General features: G+C 72.4%; 23 protein-coding genes. 11 read left to right on the forward strand and 12 right to left on the reverse strand.

The window, feature by feature from the left end:
- Window positions 1–858, forward strand: coding sequence for a polysaccharide deacetylase family protein (locus AB0P17_RS22145; RefSeq protein WP_365813427.1), 858 nt, complete (start codon window positions 1–3; stop codon window positions 856–858).
- A gap of 60 nt (window positions 859–918) precedes the next feature.
- On the opposite strand, the gene AB0P17_RS22150 is transcribed toward AB0P17_RS22145, so the two are convergent.
- From AB0P17_RS22150 to AB0P17_RS22165, 4 genes are read right to left on the reverse strand one after another with little or no spacing between them, the layout of a single operon-like run.
- A complete protein-coding gene (locus AB0P17_RS22150) occupies window positions 919–1,128 on the reverse strand; it encodes a hypothetical protein (RefSeq protein WP_365813428.1) in 210 nt (69 codons plus the stop codon).
- A gap of 14 nt (window positions 1,129–1,142) precedes the next feature.
- Window positions 1,143–1,826 carry an ABC transporter gene (locus AB0P17_RS22155; RefSeq protein WP_365813430.1) on the reverse strand — a complete coding sequence of 228 codons (684 nt, stop codon included), beginning with the start codon at window positions 1,824–1,826 and terminating at the stop codon, window positions 1,143–1,145.
- Window positions 1,823–2,830: an ATP-binding cassette domain-containing protein gene (locus AB0P17_RS22160; protein ID WP_365813431.1), complete on the reverse strand. Its 1,008-nt coding sequence runs from the start codon at window positions 2,828–2,830 to the stop codon at window positions 1,823–1,825. Before AB0P17_RS22160 ends, AB0P17_RS22155 begins: the two co-directional genes overlap by 4 nt.
- Window positions 2,831–2,852: 22 nt before the next feature.
- Window positions 2,853–3,530 carry an AIM24 family protein gene (locus tag AB0P17_RS22165; protein ID WP_365813432.1) on the reverse strand — a complete coding sequence of 226 codons (678 nt, stop codon included), beginning with the start codon at window positions 3,528–3,530 and terminating at the stop codon, window positions 2,853–2,855.
- Between the two features lie 99 nt (window positions 3,531–3,629).
- On the opposite strand from AB0P17_RS22165, the gene AB0P17_RS22170 reads away from it, so the two are divergent.
- The 7 genes from AB0P17_RS22170 to AB0P17_RS22200 all read left to right on the forward strand — a co-directional run bounded on the left by AB0P17_RS22170 (window position 3,630) and on the right by AB0P17_RS22200 (window position 11,534).
- Entirely contained in the window at window positions 3,630–4,430 is an 801-nt protein-coding gene (locus AB0P17_RS22170) for a peptidyl-tRNA hydrolase (protein WP_365813434.1), read from the forward strand.
- A 77-nt stretch (window positions 4,431–4,507) separates the two neighbouring features.
- Complete coding sequence (locus AB0P17_RS22175) at window positions 4,508–5,620, forward strand: DUF4037 domain-containing protein (RefSeq protein WP_365813436.1); 1,113 nt, start codon at window positions 4,508–4,510, stop codon at window positions 5,618–5,620.
- A gap of 199 nt (window positions 5,621–5,819) precedes the next feature.
- Window positions 5,820–6,632 (forward strand): DUF4142 domain-containing protein, encoded by an 813-nt coding sequence (locus AB0P17_RS22180; RefSeq protein ID WP_365813438.1) that lies wholly within the window; start codon window positions 5,820–5,822, stop codon window positions 6,630–6,632.
- Window positions 6,633–6,839: 207 nt separating this feature from the next.
- On the forward strand, window positions 6,840–8,237 hold the full coding sequence (locus AB0P17_RS22185) for a DUF692 domain-containing protein (RefSeq protein ID WP_365813440.1): 1,398 nt from the start codon (window positions 6,840–6,842) through the stop codon (window positions 8,235–8,237).
- 123 nt (window positions 8,238–8,360) lie between these two features.
- Entirely contained in the window at window positions 8,361–10,037 is a 1,677-nt protein-coding gene (locus AB0P17_RS22190; protein ID WP_365813442.1) for an alpha/beta hydrolase, read from the forward strand.
- Between the two features lie 319 nt (window positions 10,038–10,356).
- A complete protein-coding gene (locus AB0P17_RS22195; RefSeq protein WP_365813444.1) occupies window positions 10,357–10,944 on the forward strand; it encodes a hypothetical protein in 588 nt (195 codons plus the stop codon).
- Entirely contained in the window at window positions 10,941–11,534 is a 594-nt protein-coding gene (locus tag AB0P17_RS22200; protein ID WP_365813446.1) for a signal peptidase I, read from the forward strand. Before AB0P17_RS22195 ends, AB0P17_RS22200 begins: the two co-directional genes overlap by 4 nt.
- A gap of 23 nt (window positions 11,535–11,557) precedes the next feature.
- On the opposite strand, the gene AB0P17_RS22205 is transcribed toward AB0P17_RS22200, so the two are convergent.
- Window positions 11,558–12,016 carry a MarR family transcriptional regulator gene (locus AB0P17_RS22205; protein WP_365813603.1) on the reverse strand — a complete coding sequence of 153 codons (459 nt, stop codon included), beginning with the start codon at window positions 12,014–12,016 and terminating at the stop codon, window positions 11,558–11,560.
- Between the two features lie 302 nt (window positions 12,017–12,318).
- On the opposite strand from AB0P17_RS22205, the gene AB0P17_RS22210 reads away from it, so the two are divergent.
- Window positions 12,319–13,392, forward strand: coding sequence for an alkene reductase (locus AB0P17_RS22210; protein WP_365813448.1), 1,074 nt, complete (start codon window positions 12,319–12,321; stop codon window positions 13,390–13,392).
- A gap of 84 nt (window positions 13,393–13,476) precedes the next feature.
- Here the strand turns inward: AB0P17_RS22210 and AB0P17_RS22215 are convergent, their stop codons facing one another.
- The 6 genes from AB0P17_RS22215 to hemG all read right to left on the reverse strand — a co-directional run bounded on the left by AB0P17_RS22215 (window position 13,477) and on the right by hemG (window position 21,443).
- Window positions 13,477–14,775: an alginate lyase family protein gene (locus AB0P17_RS22215; RefSeq protein ID WP_365813450.1), complete on the reverse strand. Its 1,299-nt coding sequence runs from the start codon at window positions 14,773–14,775 to the stop codon at window positions 13,477–13,479.
- 326 nt (window positions 14,776–15,101) lie between these two features.
- Window positions 15,102–16,238, reverse strand: coding sequence for a mandelate racemase/muconate lactonizing enzyme family protein (locus AB0P17_RS22220; RefSeq protein ID WP_365813452.1), 1,137 nt, complete (start codon window positions 16,236–16,238; stop codon window positions 15,102–15,104).
- Window positions 16,235–17,179 (reverse strand): dihydrodipicolinate synthase family protein, encoded by a 945-nt coding sequence (locus AB0P17_RS22225; protein WP_365813455.1) that lies wholly within the window; start codon window positions 17,177–17,179, stop codon window positions 16,235–16,237. Before AB0P17_RS22225 ends, AB0P17_RS22220 begins: the two co-directional genes overlap by 4 nt.
- Window positions 17,176–18,477: an MFS transporter gene (locus AB0P17_RS22230; protein WP_365813457.1), complete on the reverse strand. Its 1,302-nt coding sequence runs from the start codon at window positions 18,475–18,477 to the stop codon at window positions 17,176–17,178. The genes AB0P17_RS22225 and AB0P17_RS22230 overlap by 4 nt, the downstream gene beginning before the upstream one ends.
- A gap of 799 nt (window positions 18,478–19,276) precedes the next feature.
- Window positions 19,277–19,993, reverse strand: coding sequence for a hydrogen peroxide-dependent heme synthase (gene hemQ / locus AB0P17_RS22235; RefSeq protein ID WP_365813459.1), 717 nt, complete (start codon window positions 19,991–19,993; stop codon window positions 19,277–19,279).
- A gap of 4 nt (window positions 19,994–19,997) precedes the next feature.
- Entirely contained in the window at window positions 19,998–21,443 is a 1,446-nt protein-coding gene (gene hemG, locus AB0P17_RS22240; RefSeq protein ID WP_365813461.1) for a protoporphyrinogen oxidase, read from the reverse strand.
- A gap of 161 nt (window positions 21,444–21,604) precedes the next feature.
- Between hemG and AB0P17_RS22245 the strand changes: the two genes are divergently transcribed.
- Both AB0P17_RS22245 and AB0P17_RS22250 read left to right on the forward strand, forming a co-directional pair.
- Complete coding sequence (locus tag AB0P17_RS22245) at window positions 21,605–22,561, forward strand: DUF4349 domain-containing protein (RefSeq protein WP_365813462.1); 957 nt, start codon at window positions 21,605–21,607, stop codon at window positions 22,559–22,561.
- A 121-nt stretch (window positions 22,562–22,682) separates the two neighbouring features.
- Window positions 22,683–24,017, forward strand: coding sequence for an FAD-dependent oxidoreductase (locus AB0P17_RS22250; protein WP_365813465.1), 1,335 nt, complete (start codon window positions 22,683–22,685; stop codon window positions 24,015–24,017).
- Between the two features lie 89 nt (window positions 24,018–24,106).
- Here the strand turns inward: AB0P17_RS22250 and hemE are convergent, their stop codons facing one another.
- Window positions 24,107–25,171 carry a uroporphyrinogen decarboxylase gene (gene hemE, locus AB0P17_RS22255; protein WP_365813467.1) on the reverse strand — a complete coding sequence of 355 codons (1,065 nt, stop codon included), beginning with the start codon at window positions 25,169–25,171 and terminating at the stop codon, window positions 24,107–24,109.
- Window positions 25,172–25,211 lie beyond the last annotated feature (40 nt).

The following is a 25,211-nucleotide window of genomic DNA, read 5'->3' on the forward strand; positions in this document are numbered from 1 at the left end:
ATGCGACCCACTGTCGGTGGGCTCGGGGCGCTCGGCCTGCTCGTCGTCGCCCTGTCCGGGTGCGCCGGCGCCGACCGGGCACCCGCCGGGACCGCCCCCGCCACCGCCACCCCGTCCTCTGCCCGCACCGCGACGTCCGGCCCCGCCGTGGCGAAGGGGCCGCCGACCACGGCGCCGGGGCGCGACGGGCTGACGCCGGTCTTCCAGCGCGGCACCCCCGCCGCCGGCAAGACCGTGGCCCTCACCTTCGACGCCGACATGACGGCGGACCAGGGACCACGGGCCGCGGGCGGCGAGCGCTTCGACAACCCGTCGCTGATCGCCCTGCTGCGCCGGCTCGAAGTACCGGCGACCGTGTTCATGACGGGGCGCTGGGCCGAGGAGTACCCGACCCAGGCCAAGTCGATCGGCACGGACCCGCTCTTCGAGATCGCCAACCACTCGTACAGCCACTACGCCTTCACGGCCGACTGCTACGGACTGCCGGTCATCGGCAAGGAGCGGATGGCCGACGACGTACGGCGGGCGTTCGCGGCGTTCCGCGCGGCGGGGGCGCGCAATGTGGTCCCGTACTTCCGCTTCCCCGGCGGCTGTTACGACAAGGCGTCGCTGCGCGCGCTCGCCCCGGAGAAGGTGACGGCCGTCCAGTGGGACGTCGTCAGCGGTGACGCCTTCGCCACGGACCCGGACGCCGTCGCGGACCAGGTGCTGGCGGAGGTGAAGCCGGGCTCCCTGGTGGTGATGCACTGCACGCGCAGCGCGGCGCCGGTGACGGAGGAGGCGGTGCGGCGGATCGTGCCGGAGCTGCGGGAGCGCGGCTACCGCTTCGTCCGGGTGTCCGAACTGATGGCGCACTGAGCACGCCCCCGGGGGATGGCCCCGGGGAGAAGGGCCCGCGGAGGGCACCGCTCGCGCCCGTCAGCCCGAGCACGCCGTCCGCTGGGCCTCCTGCCACTCGCAGACGGGACAGAGCGTCACACCCCTGACCGTCTCCGGGTGCTCGGTCGGCTTCCGGCACAGCACGCACTCCGCGTACGCGGTCGCTTCTGTTGCTTCCGCCGCTTCCGCAGCTTCTGTTGCTTCCGGGTGCGGCGCCCGCGCCGCGGGCCCGGCCGTCTGCTCGCTCATACGGCCGAGCGTACTCAGTCGTCCGCCGTGTCGTCCCGCAGGGCGCCCAGCACGCACGCCACCGCCGCCGCGGCGCCCGCCACCAGCACCGCGGCCACCAGCGTCAGTCCCGGCGTCCTGACCTCCCCGGTGAGCGAGCCGGTCACCAGGTCGCCGACCGCGTACCGCGCCGGGGAGCCGCTGGTCACCAGCGCCGCGAGCGAGACCAGTACCGTGGCCGCGATCGACCGGCCCCGGGCGCGCAGCAGCGGTCTGTTGCACAGCGCGCCGACCGCCGCGCCGAGCAGCAGGCAGACCACCGCGGCGAGCAGCCCCGCCGTACCCGCGGACACCGTGTCCACCTCGACCGTGAAGTTCGCGTTCTTCGGTTCGCTGATCAGCGTGACGACCAGCGTGCCCACCACAGCCGTCGCGCCCGCGCAGACCACGCCGGCCAGCAGCGCGGCGAGATGGGCACGGCGCGTCCCGGTCACCGCGCCGACGACGGCGCGGGAGGCCGCCGGTTCCTGGGTGACACAGATCCGGACCAGCCAGGCGGTGACGGGCAGCAGCGCCGCCGCCGCGTACCCGAGCGAGTCCAGGACCGGCTGCCCCACCTGCACCCCGACGATCAGGAAGATCCCGTACAGGAGGAGCGGCGGCAGCCAGCGCTGCGAGCGCAGCAGCAGGGCGATCTGATAGCTGAGCAGTGCGGTCATGAGGAGAGGTGCTCCGTCTCCGTGGCGGCGGAGCCGGACACGGCCGGCCGGGCGGACCTGGGTGCGGGGACGGAGCGGCCGGCCGCGTCCGCCGGGGCGGGCCCGTCGGCCTCGCCCACCTCCCTGATGTGCCAGGGCGGGCTGGCGGTGAGCAGCGCGCGCAGCAGGGCGTCGGAGTGCGCCGCGGGCGCCGTGAGCAGGACGGCGCCGTCCTCGGCGCGTACGTCGCAGGCCGGCGCCCCGGGCAGTTCCGCGGGCAGTCCGGCGGGGAGTCCGGCCGCTCCGGCACCGTCGAGCGCGGTGCCCGCCGGTCCCTCGGCCAGGATCCGGACCACCGGGCCGTGCTCCCCGTCCCGGTCCGGGCCGCCCTCGGCCCCGGCCGGGGCCGGGCTCTCGGTACGGGGCACCAGGCCGCCGTCCACGACCCCGTACACCGCGTCCGACTCCCCGGCCAGCCGCCGTGGATCGTGGTCGACGAAGACGACCGTGCCGCCCGCCGCGAGGCGCTCGGCGACCGCCCGGTCCAGTTCCGTACGGGCCGGCGTGTCCAGCCCCGTCCACGCCTCGTCGAGGACCAGCAGCTCGGGCTCGGCCAGCAGCGCCTGCGCGGCGGCCACCTTCTGGCTGGTGCCCTTGGACAGTTCGGCCATCGGCGTACGGGCGTACTCCTCCGCCCCGAACCGCTCCAGCCACTCGACCGCGCAGGCCGCCGCCACACCGCGCCGCAGCCCGTGGATCCGGCCGAGGTGCATCAGGTAACCCGCGGCCGTGAACGGCAGGGCGACGGGGAAGCGCTCGGGGACGTACGCCGTGCGGGGCCGGTCGCGGAGTCGGCCCTCGGTCGGCACGTCGATGCCCGCGATCAGCCTCAGCAGGGTCGATTTTCCGCTGCCGTTCACGCCCTCGACCCGGACCAGGGCGCCCGCGGGGAGATCGAGGTCGATCCCGCGCAGCACCCACGGTCCGCCGAGGCCGTAACGGCGGCCCACACCTTGGAGGTTCATCGGGGCATGATCTCAGCTCGCGTCAGTGCGCGGTGGGCTTCTGCCCAGTCGCCTCGCTCGGCCTGACTATCACGAACCCCTCGCCCTGGAGCATCAGTTGGACGGCCTCGCCCGATCCGCCGCGGATCATCGAGCCCACGGACTGGGAGCGGTGCAGGGATGTGCCGAGCTGCGCGCTCCAGCCGACGACGGCGTCCGTGTCGACATATACGGGTGCCTGCGCCGTGACGGGAATCACGATGGGATCGCCCTCACAGATGACGCCGAGCTTGCCGTATCCGCTGAAGACACTGTTGAAGAGGCCCCCGCCGGTCATCCCGGCGCCCTTCACCGTCTTGATCTCGTAGCCGAGGGTCGGGTCGAAGCAGAGCACGTTGCGGCCGTTGATGGTGAGCGCGTCGCCCTGGTCGATGTCGACGATGAAGCAGTTGGCGGCCTCCTGCGCCAACCACACCTCGCCCTGGCCCTTCACCGCCATGAGCGGCAGCCCCTCGCCGGTGACGGCCCGCTTCAGGAGCCCGCCGAGGCCCTGGCCCTTGCGCTCGAACTGGAGCGAGCCGCGGTAGGCGACCATCGATCCCTGCCGCGCGTACATCTCGCCGTTGACGGCGTACTTGATCGACTTGGCGTTCTGGAGGGTCATTCCGGGGGCAGTGGCCGGCTGTGCCATGTGCTCCGTGGAGAAGAGGTCGCTTTTCATACCGCGCATCGTCGCCCGGACCGGGAGGCTCCGCCAAGAAAGGTTCGGCCAAGAAATCCGCGTGCGGGCAGGCGCCGGGCGGCTGGCAGACTGGGAGCCGTGAGCAGCGACAGCAGCGTGAGCGCCCCGGCCGGGGGCCCCTTCCGTCTTGAACCGACCGCCCGCGACGAGGCCCCGCAGTACGTACTGCCACTGGTGGTCCACATCGAGAAGGCCGCGCCGCCGGCCCGTACCGACGCACTGGAGACGGCGGCCCGCGCGGTCCTCACCCTGCTCTCCGACGAACGGGCCCTGGGCGAGGGCGAGTACGAGGGCGCATGGGCCCGGGCCGTACGGAACTGGGAGGACGCGCGGATCCGCAAGGTGGTGCGGCGGGCGCGCGGCGCGGAGTGGCGGCGCGCCTGCGCGCTGCCCGGGATCACGGTGACGGGCCGCGGCCCGGACCCCGCGCCCCCCGCGGGCGGTGCCGTTCCGTCCGTCGCCGAGGTGCGGGTCTTTCCGCCCGTCCCGCTCGACGGCTGGCCCAAGGAGCTGGCCAGGCTCCAGGTCTCCGGCACCGAGCTGGACGACCCGGCGCCGCCGCCCCCGGCCGACCCGGCGCACCCGGTGCTGTGGCTGAACCCCGGCCTCACCCTGTCGGCGGGCAAGGCCATGGCCCAGGTGGGGCACGGCGCCCAACTCGCCTGGTGGGAGCTGTCGGAGACGGACCGCAAGGCCTGGCGCGCGGCGGGCTTCCCGCTCTCCGTCCGCACCGCGGACGCCGCGCACTGGCGGGAACTCTCCACCGCCGGGCTGCCGGTGGTCCACGACGCGGGCTTCACCGAGATCGCCCCCGGGATGACCGTGGCCGTCGAGGGAGGCCACCGTGCCGGTGATCCGGGGCGCCCGCGGCGCCCGTGACAGGACCGTGTCAGGACCGTGTCAGGATGTGAAAATATTCCGCATGCCCCCTCACTTAATGGGCACACCTTCCTGGCATGAGCGTCACGAATATGCCGGTCTTCATTCCCGGCCTGGAACTCTCCCGCCGTTTCTACACGGAAGCGGTACGCCCCCTGCTGGAAGAGGTCTCCCCGGCGATCCCGCACTCCGCCGCACGCCTGGGCAGCGGCTCCGAAGTGCTCGGCTTCGACACCCCGCGCTCCGCCGACCACGAATGGGGGCCGCGCCTCCAGCTCTTCCTCCGCCACCAGGACGTGTCCCGGCACGGAGGACGCGTCAGACGCCTCCTCTCCGAGCATCTCCCGAAGACCTTCCACGGCTATCCCACCCACTTCGCCCCCACCGGCGACCGTGACATCCGCGTCATGCGGGCCACCGACCGTCCCGTGCACCACCGGGTCGAAGTCACCCACCTCACCGCCTGGTTCCACGACACGCTCGGCTTCTGCCCCTCGTCCCCCATCACCGCGGAGGACTGGCTCGCCACCCCCACCCAGCTGCTCGCCGAAGTCACCGGCGGCGCCGTCTTCCACGACGGGCTCGGCGAACTCGCCCCGTTACGGGCGGCCCTGCGCTGGTACCCGCACGACGTCTGGCTCCATGTCATGGCCGGTCAGTGGCAGCGCATATCCCAGGAGGAGGCCTTCGTCGGCCGCTGCGGCGAAGTCGGCGACGAGCTCGGATCCGCCGTGGTCGCCGCCCGCCTCGTACGCGACCTGATGCGCCTGTGCCTCCTGATGGACCGCCGCTATCCGCCCTACGGCAAGTGGCTCGGCAGCGCCTTCGCCCGCACCTCCCTGGGCCCCCGCCTCACCCCCGACCTCACCGCCGTCCTCGCCGCCACCGACTGGCGCACGCGCGAGCGGCATCTCTCGCACGTGTACGAGTCCGTCGCGGACCACCACAACGAACTGCGCCTGACGGACCGTGTCGACCCCGCCGTCCGTCCCTACCACTCCAGGCCCTTCCAGGTCCTGCGCGCCGACCGCTTCGCCAGGGCCCTCAGCGCCCGCATCACGGACCCGGCCCTGCGCGAGCTGCCGCCGGTCGGCTCCGTGGACCAGTACCTCGACAGCACCGACGTCCTGAGCAGCCCGGAGCTCACCCGCACCGCGAGCCGCACCATGCTCCGGTCCAGGCGGAGTTGACCCGGCCGGCGCCGCTCCCGCGCGGTGGCCGCCGCCCGACCGCCGCCGCGCGGGCGCACCGCCGTTCATCGTTCGCTGCCCAATTGAACGCTCCCTACGCGCCATACGTACTTGTCGATACCGCCAAGCGGGAGGAACGGCCGCGCTCCCCGCGGTTGATTCAGCGGTGTCAGTTTTCGGTACGGGAGGCAGCACATTGTTGCGACGCATCAACGGTTCGGCAATCATCATCGTGGGGCTGGTCGCCACAGTGGCAGCACTGGCCTTCCCCGTGTGGTCGTACGCCGACCGTTCCGGTACAGGGCAGGCCAATATCGCCGCGTCGACCGTCTCCACGCAGTGGGGACCGCTGACGGCCACCGACCGTGACTTCCTGGTCAAGGTCAGGCTCGCGGGGCTCTGGGAGCTGCCCGCCGGGCAGCAGGCCATCGAGCGCGCGCCGACCCAGGCGATCAGGGACACCGGTGACCACCTCGTCGTGGGCCACACCGACCTCGACAAGCGCGCCCGGGACGTGGCGGCGAAGCTCGGCGTGGAGCTGCCGAACCAGCCCAACGAGGCGCAGCAGGGCTGGCTCAGGGAGCTGTCCGCGGCCACGGGTCCGGAGTACGAGCAGAAGTTCGCCAACCTGCTGCGCGACGCCCACGGCAAGGTCTTCGCCCTGATCGCGAAGGTACGGCACGAAACCAGGAACGCCCTGATCCGCCAGCTCGCGAGTGACGCCAACGTCACCGTCCTCGACCACATCACCATGCTGGAGTCCACCGGCAAGGTCGACTTCGACAAGATCGCCGACGAGGCCGCCGGACTCGCCACCGCCAGCCCGACCGGCCCGCCGCCGCCGAACGGCAACCTGCCCCCGGCCTCGACCCCGCTGGAGCCGGGCGCGAACGGGGAGTTGACCTCGAAGCCCTCGCCCGGCGAGCCGGGCACGGTCAACACCGACCGGCCGGACCCGGGCGAGCCGGCAGCGCCGGGTGGGCAGGGCGTGCCGGCCCCCGCCCAGAGCTGATCCACCGCGCTTCCGCCGCCCGGCGGAACGGTGCCTCCTCCTCCGTACGTACGGGAGAGGAGGCACCGTTCCGCGACGGTGAGGGCGGAACCTCAAATGAACCTCTGAACGTCCTCCCTCAAGGATTCACCGAGGCGTTCCCGGGGCCATGACCCCGGCAACCGCGAGCGACATCGCGCACGGAGGAGTCCGCGACAGGGGGAGACCATGAACGAGACACCACGTCTGGGCATCGGTATCGGCTGGCGCCCGGAGATCGCCGGCGCGGTGGAGGAGCTGCCCGGGGTCGACTGGGTCGAGGCCGTCGCGGAGAACCTCTGCTCCGGTCATCTCCCCGAGTCGCTGGTCCGGCTGCGCGAGCGCGGCGTCACCGTCGTCCCGCACGGGGTCTCGCTCGGCCTCGGCGGCGCGGACCGCCCCGACCCGCGGCGGCTGGCGGATCTCGCGGAGCGCGCCGAGGCGCTGGGGTCCCCCCTGGTCACCGAGCACATCGCGTTCGTACGGGCGGGCGGGGAGCGCACCGCGTCCCCCGCGCTCGAAGCGGGCCATCTGCTGCCGGTGCCGCGCACCCGGGACGCGCTGCGCGTGCTCTGCGAGAACGTACGGATCGCCCAGGACGCGCTGCCCGTGCCGCTCGCTGTGGAGAACATCGCCGCCCTGGTCTCCTGGCCGGACGAGGAGATGAGCGAGGGACGCTTCCTCGCCGAGCTGGTCGAACGCACCGGGGTCCGGCTGCTGATCGATGTCGCCAACCTCCACACCAACCACGTGAACCGCGGCGAGGACCCGGCGAGGGCGCTCGACGAACTGCCGGTCGAGGCCATCGCGTACGTCCATGTCGCGGGCGGTATCGAGCGCGACGGCGTCTGGCACGACACGCACGCCCATCCGGTCACCCGGCCCGTGCTCGACGTCCTCGCGGAGCTGCGCTCCCGGGTGGCGCCGCCGGGCGTGCTGCTGGAGCGCGACGACGACTTCCCGCCCGCGGCGGAGCTGGCCGGCGAACTGACGCTGATCCGCGAGACGTTGCGGACCGGGGACCCGGCGCCGGTACGGTCCCCCGCCACCGTACGGTCCCCCGCCCCGGCGGCGGAGAAGGAGGCCTCCGGCGCCACCGAGGCGGCGCGGGAGCGGCTGGCGCTCGCCGAGACCGCGCTGCTCTCCGCGCTGGTCGCGGGCACCCCCGCGCCGGAAGGCTTCGACCGGCGCCGCCTCGGCGTGCAGAGCCGCGCCCTCGCCGCCAAGCGCGCCGGTGTCGTCGCCAAGGTGGCGCCCGAGCTGCCCGGCATCCTCGGCGACGGCTTCCGCCCCGCGTTCCTCGCGTACGCCGCGCGGCGGCCGATGCGCGGCGGATACCGCAGGGACGCGCTGGACTTCGCCGAGGCGCTGCTGACCGAGGGGCGCCCTGGGGACCCCACGGCCCGGCGGCGGCTGGCCCTGTGGTGGCGGGAGCGCGCGGCCGCGCGTCCGCCGCGCCGGCCGGTGCGGCTGGCCCGGGCGGCCCGCGCCGCGCTGGCCCAGGGCCTGACCCGCGTTGCACACTCCCGCCCGTTCCGCACGCCGGGCGGCGCCCGCGAGTGGCCCCGGGGCGCATCGGGGTCATAGCCCGCCGACACCGATCATCGGTCCTTGCCACGCTCCGGCCCTCTGCGACCCTCGTCGTGCCGTCGCTCCCCCGTCCGCCGGGAGCGCCTCGGTCCGCTCGTCCGCACGCGCGAAGGGAACGCGATGAGAGCAGTAGCGAAGTACGGGGCTCTGACGACCCTCGGCTCCCTGGTCCTGTCGGCCCTCGTCGCCGTCCCGGCGGACGGCGCGTCCGCGGCCGGCACCCCGGCCGCCGGCTCCGGTTCCGGCTCCGGCTCCGCCGCGGCCCGCGGGGTGGCCCGGGCGGCGGCGCGCGCCGCGGCCGCCGGGATCGCCTTCGGCGCCTGCCCCAAGACCGAGATGCTGCCCGCGCCCGTCACCTGCGGCACCGTCAAGGTCCCCCTCGACTACGCCGAGCCCGACGGCCCGGCGATCAGCCTCACCGTCAGCCGGGTCGCCGCGAGCGGTCCCGCCGACCGCCGGCAGGGGGCGCTCGTCTTCAACCCCGGTGGCCCCGGCGCCTCCAGCATGTACTTCCCGCTCGCCGCCGAGGTGGCCCAGTGGCGGCGGATCGCCGCCGCGTACGACCTCGTCGGCTACGCGCCGCGCGGCGTCGGCCGCTCCGCGCCGCTCTCCTGCAAGGACCCGGCGGACCACGCGAAGGCCCCGACCCAGGCGCCCACGCACCCCTCGGAGTCGTACAAACGGGAGCGGATCGCCGAGGCGAAGGCGTACGCCCAGGGCTGTGCCGACCGCGCGGGCACCGCGCTGCGCCACTACCACTCCCTCAACAACGCCCGCGACCTCGACGTCCTGCGCGCCGCGCTCGGTGAACGGAAGCTGACGTTCATGGGCGCCTCGTACGGGACGTACTTCGGCGCCCTCTACGCGACGCTCTTCCCCACACACGTACGGCGGATGGTCTTCGACTCCGCGGTCAACCCGGACCCGCGGCGGATCTGGTACCGCAACAACCTCGACCAGTCCGCCGCGTTCGAGCGGCGCTGGGAGGACTTCCGGATCTGGGTGGCCAAGCACGACGCGACGTACCACCTGGGCATCGACGCCGCGCAGGTGCAGCGGAGTTACGAGCAGGTGCGCGCCGGGGTCGCGCTCGAACCGGCGGGCGGCACGGTCGGTCCCGGGCAGCTCCAGGCGGCGATGCTCGGCGTGGGCTACTACGACGACTACTGGGCGAGCCGCGCCTCGGCACTCTCCGAGTACGTCAAGGGCAACCCGGAGCCGCTGATCTCTCAGGCCTCCCCCCACCCGGAGGCCGCCGAGGACGGCGAGAACGGCGGCGCGGTCTACACGGCCGTCGAGTGCAACGACGCGCCGTGGCCGACCCGGTGGGAGGTGTGGGACCGCGACAACACGGAGCTCGCCCGGAGCGCCCCGTTCGAGACGTGGGACAACGCCTTCATGAACCTGCCGTGCGCCTACTGGCCCGCGCCCCGCCAGGAGCCCGTCGACGTCCGCACCCGCCCCGGGCAGCTCCCGCCGACGCTCATCCTGGCGGCGGAACGGGACGCGGCCACCCCGTACGAAGGGGCGCTGGAGCTCCAGCGGCGACTGGCGGGCTCGGCGCTGGTGACCGAGCGGGACGCCGGCACGCACGGGGTCTCCGGCGCCGACAACCCCTGTGTGAACGCGTACCTGCAGAACTACCTGCTGAAGGGGGAGACACCCCGGCGGGACGCCGCGTGCGCGCCGCACCCCGAGCCGGACCCGGTGTCGCCCGAATCGGCCAAGAGTCTTGTCGCCCAGCAGGGAAGGCTCGCTCCCGCTCCTCGTCCCCGCATGCCCGGGAGCACGGTGTGAACGCCGGGGCGAGCGTCTCCAGCAGCGGCGCGCACGTATGAATGACCGGGCGACAGCGTGAATGACCGGGCATCAGCGGCCTGACGTGCTCCTCGGCTCTCCGTACGGCACCTGGGACCGCGTTGCCTCGTTCGGCCGACCGCGGTCGCCGGCGGCCATCAACCACGATGTCATGGAAGAAGGAGACAGCGACGGAGTGACGACCGGGGAGATTCGTGCGCTGCGCCAGGCGCCGGATCGCGACACGGAGCACCATCGCCACAACCGGGACAAGCGAGACAATATGCTGCGGGAAAGACGACGGTGAACGGAGTCGGCGATGGCGCGTCCCTGGCTGAACGTGCTGGCACAGGTGTTGCCCGTTCCGCTCGGGTTACTGTTCAGCGGTGCTCTGGTCTGGGGCGCCACCAACGCCGACTGGAGCGGGACCACCAGCAACAGCGGCAACACATGGACCTCCAGCTCGCTGGGGCTGGCCAACGACAGCACTGTGCCCATGTTCGACGTCGACAACATGCGACCCGGTGACACAGGCGCCAACTGCATCAGGATCAAGTCGAACGCCGGCACCCCCACGGCACTCAAGCTGTACGGCAACTCACCGAACTGGCCCAGCAACTTCCAGTCCTTCATCAACCTCCACATCGAGGTGGGCGGCGGTGGCTCCTTCGGGAACTGCAAGGGCTTCACTGCGCACAGGACCGCGTTCGACGGCACCCTGGACACGTTCATGGCCCTGTACACCGACTTCCGTACCGGTCTGGGCCCCTGGACCCTTCCCGGCACGTCACCCGGCTCGCTGAGCTTCCGCGTCGCGTGGGAGTTCAGCCCGAGCGCACCCAACGGCTCGCAGAGCACGGCCACGAACGAGGCGGCCTTCACCTGGGAAGCGCGGGAACCGGGGTGACCCTCCCCGGCGACCTGGCCGTAGGCGCGCTCCGCCGCCCCACGGCCAGGGACGCCCCGCACCCGATCCGCGTGGCCACGACGCTCGTTTCACGAACCGTGCTCGGCTCGATGCTCGGGCTGCTGGTATGGGCGCATGTGCCCGTCATGGCGCTGGGCTGGACAGCGGGCGTGGTGCAGTCCGGCTCCATGCGTCCCGCCCTCGTTCCGGGCGACGTCGTTGTCTACCAGCCACCACCACCCGACCACGCACCGGCGGTGGGCCGCATCGTGCTGACCCAGGACCCCACGCGCCCCGGCCGTCTTCTCACCCACCGGGTCCACCAGGTACTTCCCGACAACCACCTGATCACCAAAGGTGACGCCAACCCCACGCCGGACTCCACACCGGTACGCCCCTCGGAGCTCCAAGGCGTAGCACGATTGCGCGTGCCCTGGATCGGGCTGCCGGTCCAGCTCTGGCGCGCCGGGCAACCAGTGCCCGAGGCGATCGTGCTGTGCGGACTCGCCGTCCTGCTCGCGCTTGCCGCCCTTCCACTGCGCGGCCCGAGCCGGCAAACGCAGGGCCTGCGGCTTCCTGAAGGGGTGTGACGTCGCGCCCGTGGGTGCCCCGGCTACGTGAGGGGTGCCTGACGCTCGACTGCCCGGCCGAGGCTGTCCTCGATACCGGCCAGCACGCGGATCATGGTGTCCCGTCCGTCCGGGTCCAGGTCGGCGGCGACGCTGTCCTCAAGTTCCGCCCAGACCTGTTCGACTTCCTTGCGCAGCGCGAGGCTGGCGGCGGTGGGTTCGATGATGGTGGCGCGCCGGTCGGTCTCGCTCGGCCGCCGGCGGACGAAGCCCGCGTTCTCCAGCCGCTTGACCGTGCGGGTCATGGTGGCCGCGTCCGAGCCGAGCAGCCGGACGAGGTCGGTCTGACGCTGCGGGCCGAGGTCCCACAGCTGCATCATGACGAGCTCCTGCCCGGGGTGCAGCCCCACGCGGCGCAGCAGCTGCCCGGCGAGCATCCGGTGCAGGCGCGCCACGCGGAAGATCGCGTGGGTCATGACCCCGGCCCGGACCGAAGGCGGCATCAGGGGGCGTGCCACGTCCACGGCGGAGCCCCCGGTCGACACGGAGCCCTCAGCCGGTACGGCGTCTGCATCCCTCGACATGTCGCTCACAGCCCCTCACGCTGATCATTGCCCGGACAGGAACATTCTACCGCCCCCTCTCCCCCGCCACGCCGGGCAGCAGGGATAGCGCTGTCAGCACCTGGATTCGCGGGAGTGACGCAGATCACGCTCCCCAAGGAATGGGCCAGGCTATTTACTTGTTCGGACAGGCAATGGCACCGTGCGGTGTCACGCCAACCGAACCGGACAGGAATCCGATCATGACGACGGCCTTCGCCCCGTACGACCTCGGCGGTATCCGCCTCTCCAACCGCATCGTGATGGCCCCGATGACCCGCAGCCGCGCCTACGGCCCCGGGGGGACCCCCACCGAGCTGATGGCGACCTACTACGCGCAGCGGGCGAGCGCCGGACTGGTCGTCACCGAGGGCACGCAGCCGTCGGAGGTCGGCCAGGGCTACCCGGACACCCCCGGTATCCACTCCGCCGAACAGGTCACGGCCTGGCGCGCGGTCACCGACGCCGTGCATGCCGAGGGCGGCGTGATCTTCCTGCAGATCATGCACACCGGACGGGTCGGCCACCCGAGCCTCACCGGCCTCGCCCCGGTCGGGCCCTCCGCGGTCACCGCCCAGGGCCAGGTCTACACGCACGAGGGGCCGCAGGACTTCGTCACCCCGCACGAGCTGACCGAGGCGGAGATCGCGCGGACCATCGCCGACTTCACCACCGCGGCGCGCAACGCCGTCGAGGCGGGCTTCGACGGCGTGGAACTGCACGGCGCCAACGGCTATCTGATCCATCAGTTCCTGGCGCCGAACTCCAACCGGCGCACCGACGCCTGGGGCGGCAGCCCCGAGCGGCGGATCCGCTTCGCCGTGGAGACCGCCAGGGCCGTGGCCGAGGCCATCGGCGGGGAGAGGGTCGGCTTCCGCCTCTCGCCCGGCAACCCCTACAACGACATCGACGAGAGCGACCGGACGGATGTCGAGGCCACCTACACCGCGCTGGTGGACGCGCTCGCCCCGCTCGGCCTGGCCTACCTGCACCAGATGGAGGCGCCCGGGGCCCGCGACCTGGTCGTACGGCTGCGCAAGGCGTGGCCGGGCACCTTCGTCCTCAACCCGTTCACCGGCATGGAGCCCACCGGCCCCGCCGAGCTGACACTCGTCGAGGACGGCACCGCCGACCTGATCGCCTACGGGGGCCTCTTCCTCGCCAACCCCGACCTGCCGGCCCGCCTCGCCGCCGGCGGCCCCTTCAACTCCCCCGACCGCGCGACCTCCTTCGGGGGCGACCACCGCGGCTACACCGACTACCCCGCCCTCGGCTGACGGCGGCCCCGCGCGGGCATCCGTCGAACAGCGGCGGTCGCCAGGGGACAAGGGCCGCGGAAAGAGCGGTCAGAGGAAGAGCGGTCAGGGGAAGAGGGGCCCGTCGAGCTGTTCGGCCCCGGGGCGCAGCGCCCACAGGTCGCCGCCCGGCGGCGGTTGCAGACGCCGGACCGCCGCGCGGGCCCCCGGGTCGCCCGCGTCCGCCGCCGCGTGGACGACGTCCGTCGCGGCGTAGCGGTAGAACTCCAGCTCGGGGTGGGGCCAGGGGGCGGCACCGGTGGCCGTCGGCAGCAGTTGGCGGACGGCCTTGCGCAGGTTCTGCCCCTGGGGCCCCTCGTACCGCCAGAGGTCCACGCCGACCTGCCGGCCGGTGGCGGCCAGCCGCGCGTACGCGACCAGATTGAAGGTCGAGTAGTGCCAGCTGCGGGTGCGGGCGAGTTCCTGGGGCTGGCTGCCGTCCGCGGCGATCTGCACATCGATCCGCTTCGCCCGGGCGTCGAGGACGGTCCGGCGCGCGAGGGCCCGGTCGCCGGTGGCGAGGGCGAGGGCGGCGACCTGCATGTCCATGAAGGTGCCGTGGTTGTTCTCGGCGGCGGACTCCTCCTTGCCGAAGGGGGAGTCGACCAGCCAGTCCAGGAACTCCTCGTTCCAGGCGCGCATTCCGGCGCGGTCGCTCCTGGTCCACCCCGGGGCACCGGTGTCGAGGAGGGCGAGGGCGTCCAGCACGCTGGTGTACTGCTGGGAGAAGTCGATGATGCCGATGGAACGGCCTTCGTACATGCACGGGATGAACTGCCCGTGGTTCAGGTTCGGGTTCATCCGGGTGGCGGGATCCAGGAACCAGGTGCGCAGGATCCGGGCGGCGTGCTCCGCGTACCGCTGACGGCCGGTGTAGTACCACGCGAGGCTGAGCGTGGTGGCGGAGCCGACCACCTTGCTGAGCTCGGGGCGGTCCGTGCCGGTGTCGATCTCCGGGTTGCGTTCGCCGTCGCGCTGGACGTACGGACAGCCCCAGGGGTTGGCCTCGGTCTTCGGCTGTGAGGGCCACCAGTACGGGGCCTGGCTCAGGTAGTCGTGCGGGTCGCCGCTGGGGGCCGGCCTCGGCTTGTCGGTGACGGTCCACGGCCCCTTCCCGAGCCAGGAATCCGCCTGCGCGGTCAGGGAGGTGACGGCCTTGCGGAGCGCGGGGTCACCGCGGTCGAGGGCGGCGCGGGCCTGCCGCATCCGCTTGCCGTCGATCACCACGGTCGCCGGGACGGCGCGCGTCCCGCTCTCCGTGGCGGCGGCGGACGCGGTCGGGGCGAGCACCGCGGCGAGGGTGGTGAGGGCGACGATCATCGAGGACAACACGGCTGCCGGACGCGACTGAGGAGTTCCGTTCATCGAACACTCCCATCATGTATGTGAACACGATTCACGAACAAGACCGTGTGAGCGTAGAGGCGACGGGTACCGCTGACAACCGGCGTGCGTGATACAGCGAGGCACGGAAGCATCCCGTTGCTTGCCGGAGCACGCGTCGCGGCCGCCTGCGCCCTCGCGACCGTGCGCCCGGCCGAAGGCGCCGGGACGGGTGCCGACCCCTCGGGGCGGGCCGGAGCGTTCCGGCGCGGGGGCCGCGGGGGCCGCGGGCACCTGTGGGTACCCGCGACGCCCCTGTGCGGCGCCGCTCATACCGCGCGACGCTCATGTCGCGGCGGTCGCCCGCTTCACATCCATGCCGTCGAGCCGTCGGGACGCACAGGAACCTTCCGGTTCCAGGTGATCCAGTCGTCGGTCGTGAGGGCGGCCTCGTCGATCTCGATGCCCCACCCGGGGCGGTCCGGGCGCAGGGCGAGGCAGCCGTCGACCGGGAGGTAGGGGTCGGGGCACCACGACACGTCGTCGGGCTTGTACTCAAGGATGCTGAAGTTGGTCGTCGCGGCCGCGAAGTGTACGTTCGCCGCGGTCGCGAGCGGGCCGAGCGGGTTGTGCGGCGCGACCGGGACATAGTGCGCGTCGGCGATGGTGGCTATCTTCACCATCTGGGTGAGGCCCCCGACCACGCAGATGTCCGGCTGCACGATATCGGCTCCGCCCGCGCCGAGCAGCGCCAGGAACTCGTGCGGGGAGTACAGGCACTCCCCTGTCGCCAGCGGCACCGCGATCTCGGACCGGATCCTGCCCCAGGCGGGAATGTGCTCGGGCCGTACGGGCTCCTCCAGGAAGAGTGGCTGGTTGGGCGCGAGCGCGGCGCCGAGTTCGATCGCCTGCCGCGGTTCCCACAGACACGCGTGCGCGTCGAACGCGAAGTCCCACTCCGCGGGGTGACTGTCGCGGACCGCGCTGAAGTACTCGCCCAGTTCGCGGACCACGAGCCCGAACCGGGTCCGGTGCGGGTCCGTCCGGTAGGGGCTGAGCTTGAACGCTGTGAAGCCGAACCGGTCGTGCAACGCCGCGGTGGTGTCCCGCAGTTCCCCGACATCCGGCGCGGAGTACAGACCTGCGTAGACCCGCACCCGGTCGCGGACCGCACCACCGAGCAGCTGGTACACCGGCACGCCCACGGACTTGGCCGCGATGTCCCACAGCGCGTGGTCGATGGCGGCGATGGCGGCGAGCCCCAGCGCCCCCTGAGGGAAGCGGCCGGACTGCAGGAGGAACTGGTTGACCCGGCTCGGAGACCGGGCGTCCATACCCTTGATCTGCTCGAACAGGTGGTCCAGCAGCGGTGGGTAGGCCAGGTCGGGGCCGTGGTTGTACACCTCCGACCATCCGTCGATCCCGTCCTCAGTGCTGATCTTGACCAGCACTCTGGGCCGGTCGCCCACCCGCTGGAGGAAGGTCCGCAGCGACTCGATCTTCATGCCGCACGCTCCCCGGCCGCCTCGGGCACGGCGGAGCGCCACCGCGCCATGGACTCGGCGACCTCGCGAACGAGTTCGTCGGACAGCGGATGACTGGGCGGACGGACATCACGCCGGCACAGACCGAGTTGGTGCATGGCCTCCTTCACCACCGATACGTTGTTGGCGGAGGCGTCGCGGGCCCGCAGCTCCTCGAAGTGCCGGATCTGCCGCCAGACCCGTGTGGCGGCGCCGTCGTCACCGTGCCGGAGTGCCTCAAGCAGCTCCAGGGACACGGCCGGAGCGACGTTGACCAGGCCCGAGGTGAAGGCCCGTGCCCCTGCCTGCCAGTAGGCCGGAGCATACGACTCCGCCAGGCCGGTGATCCACAGCAGTCCGTCCGCCGCCTGCGCCCTCGTCGTGGCGAACACGACCGGATCGGGTACGGAGTACTTCAGCCCGACCACGTTCGGCGCCCGTTCCGCCAGGCGCGTGATGTGCTCACCGGTGACCGCGCGATGGGTCAGGTAGGGCAACACTCCGATATCGGGTACGGTCGCCGCGATCCTCGCGTTGTACTCGACCCAGCCGTTCGGCGTCAGATACGGCAGGACGGGCTGATGGATCATGATCGCGTCCGCACCCAAATCGCGGGCGAAGCGTGCGTCGGTGATGGCCGTCCCGAGATCGAACCCCACCCCGGCAACGATCGTCGTGGCGCTCTCACGCGCCGAGAGGACGATCGTCAGAACGCGGCGGCGTTCGTCCGGGGAGAGCGCGTAGAACTCACCGGTGTTGCCGTTGGCCGTCAGTACGGTCACTCCGTTGCGGATCAGACGTACCGCCAGCGCGACCGTGAGGTCCTGGTCGACCGCGCCGTTCTCGTCGTACGGCACGACGGGGATCCCGATGACGGTGCTGAGCCGCTCGACCAGGCGGCCGACGTTCAACGAGGTGCTCACGAGGTGGTCCTTTCAGCGTGCTCGGCCAGATCCCCGGGAGGATCCTGACGCGCTATGACGGGCTTGACGCGTACCCAGAACAGGTAGATCGCCGCGCTTCCCAGGGAACACGCCGACGCGCCGAGCAGGGGGCCCACATAGGAGCCGTTACTGGAAGCCAGGAACAGTCCGATGGCGATGGGACTGAGGAGATTGCCCACCTGGGAGCCGAAGTTCTGGAAGCCCGCCACGGCGCCGACGGACTCCGACGAGGGTGCCACTTCCGCCGGCAGACTCAGGATCGCCGCGCCCGCGAAGGAGTGCGCGGCGCTGCTGACGGTGAGTACGACCATCAGCACAAGATTGCTCTCGACGAACGGGGCGAAACCGATGCACGCACTCAGGGCGAGCCCGGAGACGATCGGAACCTTCCGGGCCAGATTCGCGGAGATTCCGGACGCCAGCATCCGGTCGGACACGATGCCGCCGAGCACGGTGGAGCCGATCGCGATGAGCGCCGGGATCCAGCCCACCATGCCGAAATCCTTCTCGGAGAATCCGCGGTCGTCGAGCAGATAGCTGGGATACCAGGTGAGGAAGAACGCCCCGGCGAGCGAGCGGAACACATAGCCGGTCATCAGTGCCCACACCTGAGAGTTGCCCAGCAGCACCCGCCACGGCAGGTTGGCACCGACCGACTCCGCCGGGTCCGCCTCACCCCGATCGGAGCGGATGTGGGCCAGTTCGGCGGCGGAGACCCGCGGATGCTCCTCGGGTTCGCGGTACACGGCCATCCAGCCCACGATCCACAGCAGCCCGACGACGCCGATCACGACAAAGGCCAGGCGCCAGCCGCCGAAGAGGGCCAGCGCCGTCACCACCGGGATCGACAGCGCCGTTCCGATCTGCTGGCCCATGTCGAACAGACCTGAAGCGAAAGCCCGTTCCTTGCGCGGGAACCACCTTGAGACGACCTTGATGTTCGCCGGCTGCACCGGCGCCTCGCCGATCCCCAGGCCGAGGCGGAACACGATGACGGATCCGACTCCCTGCGCGAGGGCGGTCAGCGCCGTCCAGACCGACCACCAGCCGACGGCGGCGGGATAGATGATCCTCGGGCCGAAACGATCGAGCAGCCAACCCGAGGGAATCTGGAACAGCGCGTACGTCCAGAAGAACGCCGAAAGCATCACGCCCTGAACAGCGGGGCTGATGTGGAACTCCTTCGACATATAAGGCATGGCCACGCTCAACGCGGCGCGGTCGAGATAGGCAATCGTGAGGCCGAGGGCCGAGAAGCCCACGATCGTCCAGCGCATACCGCTGCGCTGCCGGGCCGGCGAGCTCCCTGTCTTGGACAAGGGCACGGGGGAAAGAGGGGGCACCATTGCTCCCGAAACTGGGTAAGCTCCCCGCAGGGAGCATCGGAATTCTCCTGTCGCGGCCCGGGATCTTGGCGGTGAACGGGCCGCGTCTCATCTCGTCAGTCAGTGAGCGGCCGTTGTCCGATCAGCCGGCCGGACCATCCGCCGAAGCCCTCCAAGGGGTGGCAGGATCCGCGCCGTTGAGCCCTCGAACGCGCGAGACGACCCCCAAGCGGACATAACAGCCAGAAGCCCATCACTCCTTTCATAACGGGCCTCGTATATGACGTACGATGTGCGACGCGATGAAGGTAGGAGCGCCCGAAGTGATTAGTCAACGCTTCTGACAAAATCCGTTTCCGGGGTCCGCGGACCGTATCGCCGGACCACGATGGCCTGTTGGCGAGCTCCCACGACGCAAAACGGACGAAGGCCCGGCGGAAGCCGCCGGGCCTTCGGGCTGTCTGTCCCAGTATCGCGGGTCCGTCCCGGTATTCCGGGGCGCGCTCCGCCGGGAGCACCGACCCGGGTTCCATCGGCCGCAGCCGGGGCGGAACGGGCGGGGACGGGGAAGAACTGGAGTCTTCCCCGTCCGCAGCGTTTCCGCAGGCCTGCGGCCGATGGGAACCCGGAGCCGAACCCGGTGTCGCTGGACGGGCCGTGCGCGCAGCAGGAGACTGCCGCCGGCCGTCTGATCTTCCGGGTGGGGCGGCCCGGTCCGTACGGTCACGGACCGGGCCACCACGTCATACCGTCACGCCAACCCTGCCACGAGATCCGCGACCGACTTGCGGCGGCCCGTGTAGAACGGGACCTCTTCCCGCACGTACAGCCGCGCCTCGGACGCCCGCAGATGACGCATCAGGTCGACGATGCGGTACAGCTCGTCGGCCTCGAAGGCCAGGACCCACTCGTAGTCGCCGAGCGAGAAGGACGCCACGGTGTTGGCGCGTACGTCAGGGTAGCCGCGCGCCATCTTGCCGTGGTCCGCGAGCATCCTACGGCGGTCCTCGTCGGGCAGCAGGTACCAGTCGTAGCTGCGGACGAAGGGGTAGACGCTCACGTAGTCGCGGGGCGTCTCGTCGGCCAGGAAGGCCGGCACGTGCGACTTGTTGAACTCGGCGGGGCGGTGCAGCGCCATGTTCGACCAGACCGGCTCCAGCGCGCGGCCGAGCCGGGTGCGCCGGAAGCGGTTGTACGCGTCCTGCAGCGCGTCCGAGGTCTCGGCGTGCCACCAGATCATGACGTCGGCGTCGGCGCGCAGCCCGGACACGTCGTACGCGCCCCGTACGGTGACGTCCGCCGCCCCGAGCTGGTCGAACAGCTCCTGGACCTCGTCCGCGTAACCGGTCCGGTCCTCCGGCAGGACATCGCGCAGCCTGAAGACGGACCACAGCGTGTAGCGGATGACCTCGTTGAGGTCCTTGGCCTTCTTGCCCGCGTTCGGGGCCTTCTCGGGAGAAGCAGTCATGGGGCTATTCTCCCGCGCCCCGACCGGTGCCCGGCGCCAGGGTCGACGTGGCGATGATCTCGTCGGCGGCACGCCGGGCGCTCGCGACGCAGGCGGGGATGCCGACGCCGTCGTACGCGGCGCCGCACACGCGCAGCCCGGGGAGTTTGGCGAGGGCGTCGCGGACGCGGGCGACCCTGGCCTGGTGGCCGACGGGGTACTGGGGCAGTCCGGCGGTCCAGCGGGTGACCTCGTGGGCGACGGGCCGGGCCGTGAGACCGGTCGCCTCGCGGAGGTCGCGCAGGGAGAGGCCGAGGAGTTCGGAGTCCTCGCGCTGGAGCTGCTCCTCCTCGCCGTACCGCCCGATCGAGGTGCGCAGCAGGAACAGGCCGGGCGCGGCCCGGTCGACCCACCCCCACTTGCGGGTGGAGAAGGTCGACGCCTTGATGGCGCGGCCGTCGACGGGCGGGACGAGAAAGCCGCTGCGATCGGGCAGGGCGGCGGTGTCGGCGCGCCGGAAGGCCATCGTCACCAGTGCCATCGACGCGTACTCGACGGTGGCGAGTTCGGCGGAGGCGGCCGGTGACTCGTCGGCGAGCAGGGCGGCGGCGGACCACGCGGGGGTCGCGAGGACCACACCGTCGGCGGCCAGCGTCTCCCGGTCGGTACGGATGTGCCAGCCCTCCGGCGCCCGGACCAGCGCGAGGACGGGGGTCTCCGTCCTGATCTCGCCGCCCCCGGCCCGTACGGCGTCCGCGACGGCGCCCGGGAGGCGGCCCACGCCCCCCTCGATGCCCGCGAAGACGGCGCCGCCGGGCCGCGGTCCCCCGGCGGCCCGCTCCTGGAGGTCGCGGACGCCGGCCAGCAGCGAGTCATGGCTCCGGACGGCGTCGAAGAGCTGCGGGACGGCCGCCTTCATGGAGATGCGGTACGCGTCTCCCGCGTAGACCCCGCCGAGCAGCGGTTCGACCAGCCGGTCGACGACCTCGCGGCCGAGCCGCTCCGCCACGTACGCGCCGATCGCCACGTCGTCGCCGACCTCGGTGGGGGGCAGCTCCGGTTCGCGGGCGAGCCGGGCGAGCCCCTCGTCGGAGAGGAGTCCGGAGAGGGCGGCGGGGTCGCCCGGCACGCCCATCACATGGCCCTTGGGCATGGGCCGCAGCGCGCCCCGCGTCCAGACGGAGGCGGTGGTGGCGGTGGGCGGCTGGAGCAGCGCGCCGAGCCCGACCTCCTCGGCGAGTCCGACGCCCTCGGGTCTGCGGGCGAGCATGGACTCGGCGCCGAGGTCGACGGGGGCGCCCTCGATCTCGCCCGTGCGCAGCTTGCCGCCGAGCCGGTCGGTGGCCTCCAGCAGGGTGACCCGGACGCCGGCGCCCAGCAGCCGGTGGGCGGCGGCGAGACCGGCGATGCCGCCCCCGATGACGACGACATGGCCGGTGTGCGTGTCCACGTGCTGCGCGCTCGACTCCATGTCTCCACTCTCTCAAACGTGTTCCCTCGGCCCGTCACGTGTCCCGTCCTGAACGAGTCCTGACCGTGACCGCTTCGAAGCCGTGGAAGAGCAACCCCCGCAGGGGCCCCACACGTCGAACCCGCGACGACAGACGAATCCCTGGGGGGACCATGCGTAGGATGCCCGCACTCGCGGCGGCACTGCTCACCGCTTCGCTCGCGCTCGCCGGATGCAGCGCGGGCGGTACGCAGGACACGGCCTCGAAGGCCGTCTCCCGGCCCGCCGGGGAGCGGGGCGGTCAGGCGGACGGGGCCGGGACGGAGGCCGGTGACGCGGCCGCGCCCGGCGCGACGGCGGCCTCCGGCGCGCGCGGCGAGGACGGGAGGAGCGGGGCGCCCGCCGGGGTCCATGTGATCCGCACCGCCGAGCTGACCGTACGGGTCGCGGACGCGCGCAAGGCGCTCGCCACGGCGCGGGCGGCGGCCGGGAACGCCGGGGGGCTGGTGCAGGACGAGGTCACGGAGCGGGACGAGGACAGCGGGGTGACGTCGCGGGTCGTGCTCCGGGTCCCACAGGCCGAGTACGACGCGGTGCTGGCCGAACTGGCGGGCACCGGAACGCTGCTGGCGCGCAAGGCGAAGGCCGAGGACGTCACCGACCAGGTCGTGGACGTGCAGAGCCGGATCGCCTCGCAGCGCGTGAGTGTGGCGCGCGTACGGGAGTTGATGGACCGGGCCACGAAGCTGAGCGATGTGGTGGCGCTGGAAGGGGAGTTGAGCAACCGCCAGTCGGCGCTGGAGGCGCTCCTCGCCCAGCAGGCGTCGCTCAAGGACCGCACCACGCTGGCCACGATCACACTGGAGCTCTTCGAGAAGCATCCTGTTGAGAAGGAGGGGAAGGCGGAGGATCCGGGGTTCCTGGACGCGCTGGGCGGCGGCTGGGACGCGCTCCTCGCGACGCTGCGGTGGATCGGGGTGGTCCTCGGCGCGGTGCTGCCGTTCGCCGCCGTGCTCGGCGCGCTCTTCCTGCTCTGGCGCCTGGTGCGCCGGCTGCTGCCCGCGCCTGCGCCGGCCGCCGGGCCCGCGGAGCCGGCGTCCCCCGCCGAACCCGCCGAGCGGGGACGCGAGGAGGACTGACCGGCTGCGCCCGCGTAGCGTTCCCTCCCGGCAGGACCGCGCGAACGACGCGGGCACCGACCGGAGGGACGCGCAATGGCGGCGCAGCGCATGGTGGTCATCGGGGGGCGACGCGGCGGGCATGTCCGCCGCGTCGGCGGCCCGCAGGGGCCGGGGCCCGGAGGAGCTGGAGATCGTCGCGTTCGAGCGCGGCCATTTCACCTCGTACTCCGCGTGCGGCATCCCGTACTGGGTGGGCGGCGACGTCACGGAGCGGGACGCGCTGATCGCCCGTACGCCCGAGGAGCACCGGGCCCGTGGCATCGGGCTGCGGACCCGCACGGAGGTCCTGGAGATCGATCCGGCGGGGCAGCGGGTGCGCGCCCGCGATCTGGACGCCGGTACGGAGAGCTGGACCGGCTTCGACCAGTTGGTCGTCGCGACGGGCGCCCGCCCCGTACGCCCCGCGCTGCCCGGGATCGACGCGGCGGGCGTGCACGGGGTGCAGACCCTCGACGACGGCCAGGCGCTGCTCGACACCCTCGCCGCGACGACGGGCGGCCGCGCGGTCGTCGTCGGCGCCGGGTACATCGGCGTGGAGATGGCCGAGGCGCTGCTGAAGCGGGGGTACGAGGTCACCGTCGTGCACCGGGACGAGCAGCCGATGGCGACCCTCGACCCGGACATGGGCCGGCTGGTCCACGGGGCGATGGACGGGCTGGGCATCACCACCGTGGGCGGCGCGGAGGTGACCGCGATCCGCACCGGCGCGGACGGCCGGGTGCGGGCGGTGGCCACGGCGGACGCCGAGTACCCGGCGGACGTCGTCGTGCTGGGCATCGGCGTCGAGCCGGAGACCTCCCTCGCCCGCGCCGCCGGGCTGCCCGTCGGACCGCACGGCGGGCTGCTCACCGACCTGTCGATGCGGGTGCGCGGCCACGAGAACATCTGGGCGGGCGGTGACTGCGTGGAGGTCCTCGACCTGATCTCCGGCGCCACCCGCCACATCGCGCTGGGCACGCACGCGAACAAGCACGGCCAGATCATCGGGGCGAACGTGAGCGGCGGCTACGCCGTCTTCCCCGGCGTGGTCGGCACGGCCGTCAGCAAGGTCTGCGACCTGGAGATCGCGCGGACGGGGCTGCGCGAGAAGGACGCCCGCAGGGCGGGGCTCCAGTTCGTGAGCGCGACGATCGAGTCGACCCACAGCGCGGGCTACTACCCGGGCGCGGCGCCGATGACGGTGAAGATGCTCGCGGAGCGCCGTACGGGGCGGCTGCTGGGGGTGCAGATCGTCGGCCGGGAGGGGGCGGCGAAGCGCGTCGACATCGCGGCGGTGGCACTGACCGCCGGGATGACGGTGGAGCGGATGACCACGCTGGACCTGGGGTACGCGCCGCCGTTCTCGCCCGTCTGGGACCCCATCCTCGTCGCCGCGCGGAAGGCGACGACGGCGGTCCGGGCGGCGGGCTGGTGAGCCGCCGGGGGCGACGGGGGCGCCGAGCGGGACGAATCACCCCCGCCCGGGGGCGATTCGTCCCCGCACCACCAGCGGGTTTCGGCCAATCAGCGAGCGGTCTGCGTGTGCACGTAGTCGACGAGCCTGGTCAGTGAGTCCGGGTCCATGCTCGGCAGCACGCCGTGGCCCAGGTTGAAGACATGGCCTTCGAGCCCGGCCGCCGCGTCGAGCACCTCGCGGGCCTTGGTCTCCACCGCCGGGGTTGGGGCGAAGAGGACGGCCGGGTCCAGGTTGCCCTGGAGCGCCTTGCCGGGGCCGACCCGGCGGGCCGCCTCGTCCAGCGGGACGCGCCAGTCGACGCCCACGACATCGGCGCCGGCCTCGCCCATCAGGCCGAGCAGTTCGCCCGTACCGACACCGAAGTGGATGCGGGGCACGCCGTACGACGCGACGGCGTCGAAGACCTTCGCGGAGGCGGGCAGCACGGAGCGGCGGTAGTCGGCGGGGGCCAGGGCGCCCACCCACGAATCGAAGAGCTGGACAGCGCTCGCGCCCGCCTCGATCTGCACCTTGAGGAAGGCCGCGGTGATCTCGGCGAGCCGGTCCAGCAGGTCGGCCCAGAGCTCCGGGTCGCCGTACATCATGGCCTTGGTGTGCTCGTGGTTGCGGGACGGACCGCCCTCCACGAGATAGCTGGCGAGCGTGAAGGGCGCCCCGGCGAACCCGATGAGGGGGGTGGAGCCCAGCTCGCCCGTGAGCATCCCGATGGCCTCGGTGACGTAGGAGACGTCGTCGGGCGTGAGGTCACGCAGCCGGGCCAGGTCGCCGCGGGTGCGGATCGGCTCGGCGACGACGGGGCCGATGCCCGGCTTGATGTCCAGGTCGAGGCCGATGGCCTTGAGGGGGACGACGATGTCGCTGAAGTAGATCGCGGCGTCGACCTTGTGGCGCCGTACCGGCTGGAGCGTGATCTCGGTGACCAACTCGGGCCGCATGCACGATTCCAGCATCGGAATGCCCTCGCGGACCTTCAGGTACTCGGGCAGCGAGCGCCCCGCCTGGCGCATGAACCAGACCGGTGTGTGCGGCACCGGCTCCCGTCGGCACGCCTTCAGGAAGGCCGATTCGTACGTCTTCGTCTGCTGGCCCGGAGGGCGTTCGTTGGCGCTCACGTACAGAATCTTCCCATGTACGGGGAAGCCGCCGGCCCGG

This window comes from Streptomyces sp. NPDC088124 (genome assembly GCF_040685895.1).
Taxonomy (GTDB): Bacteria; Actinomycetota; Actinomycetes; order Streptomycetales; family Streptomycetaceae; genus Streptomyces.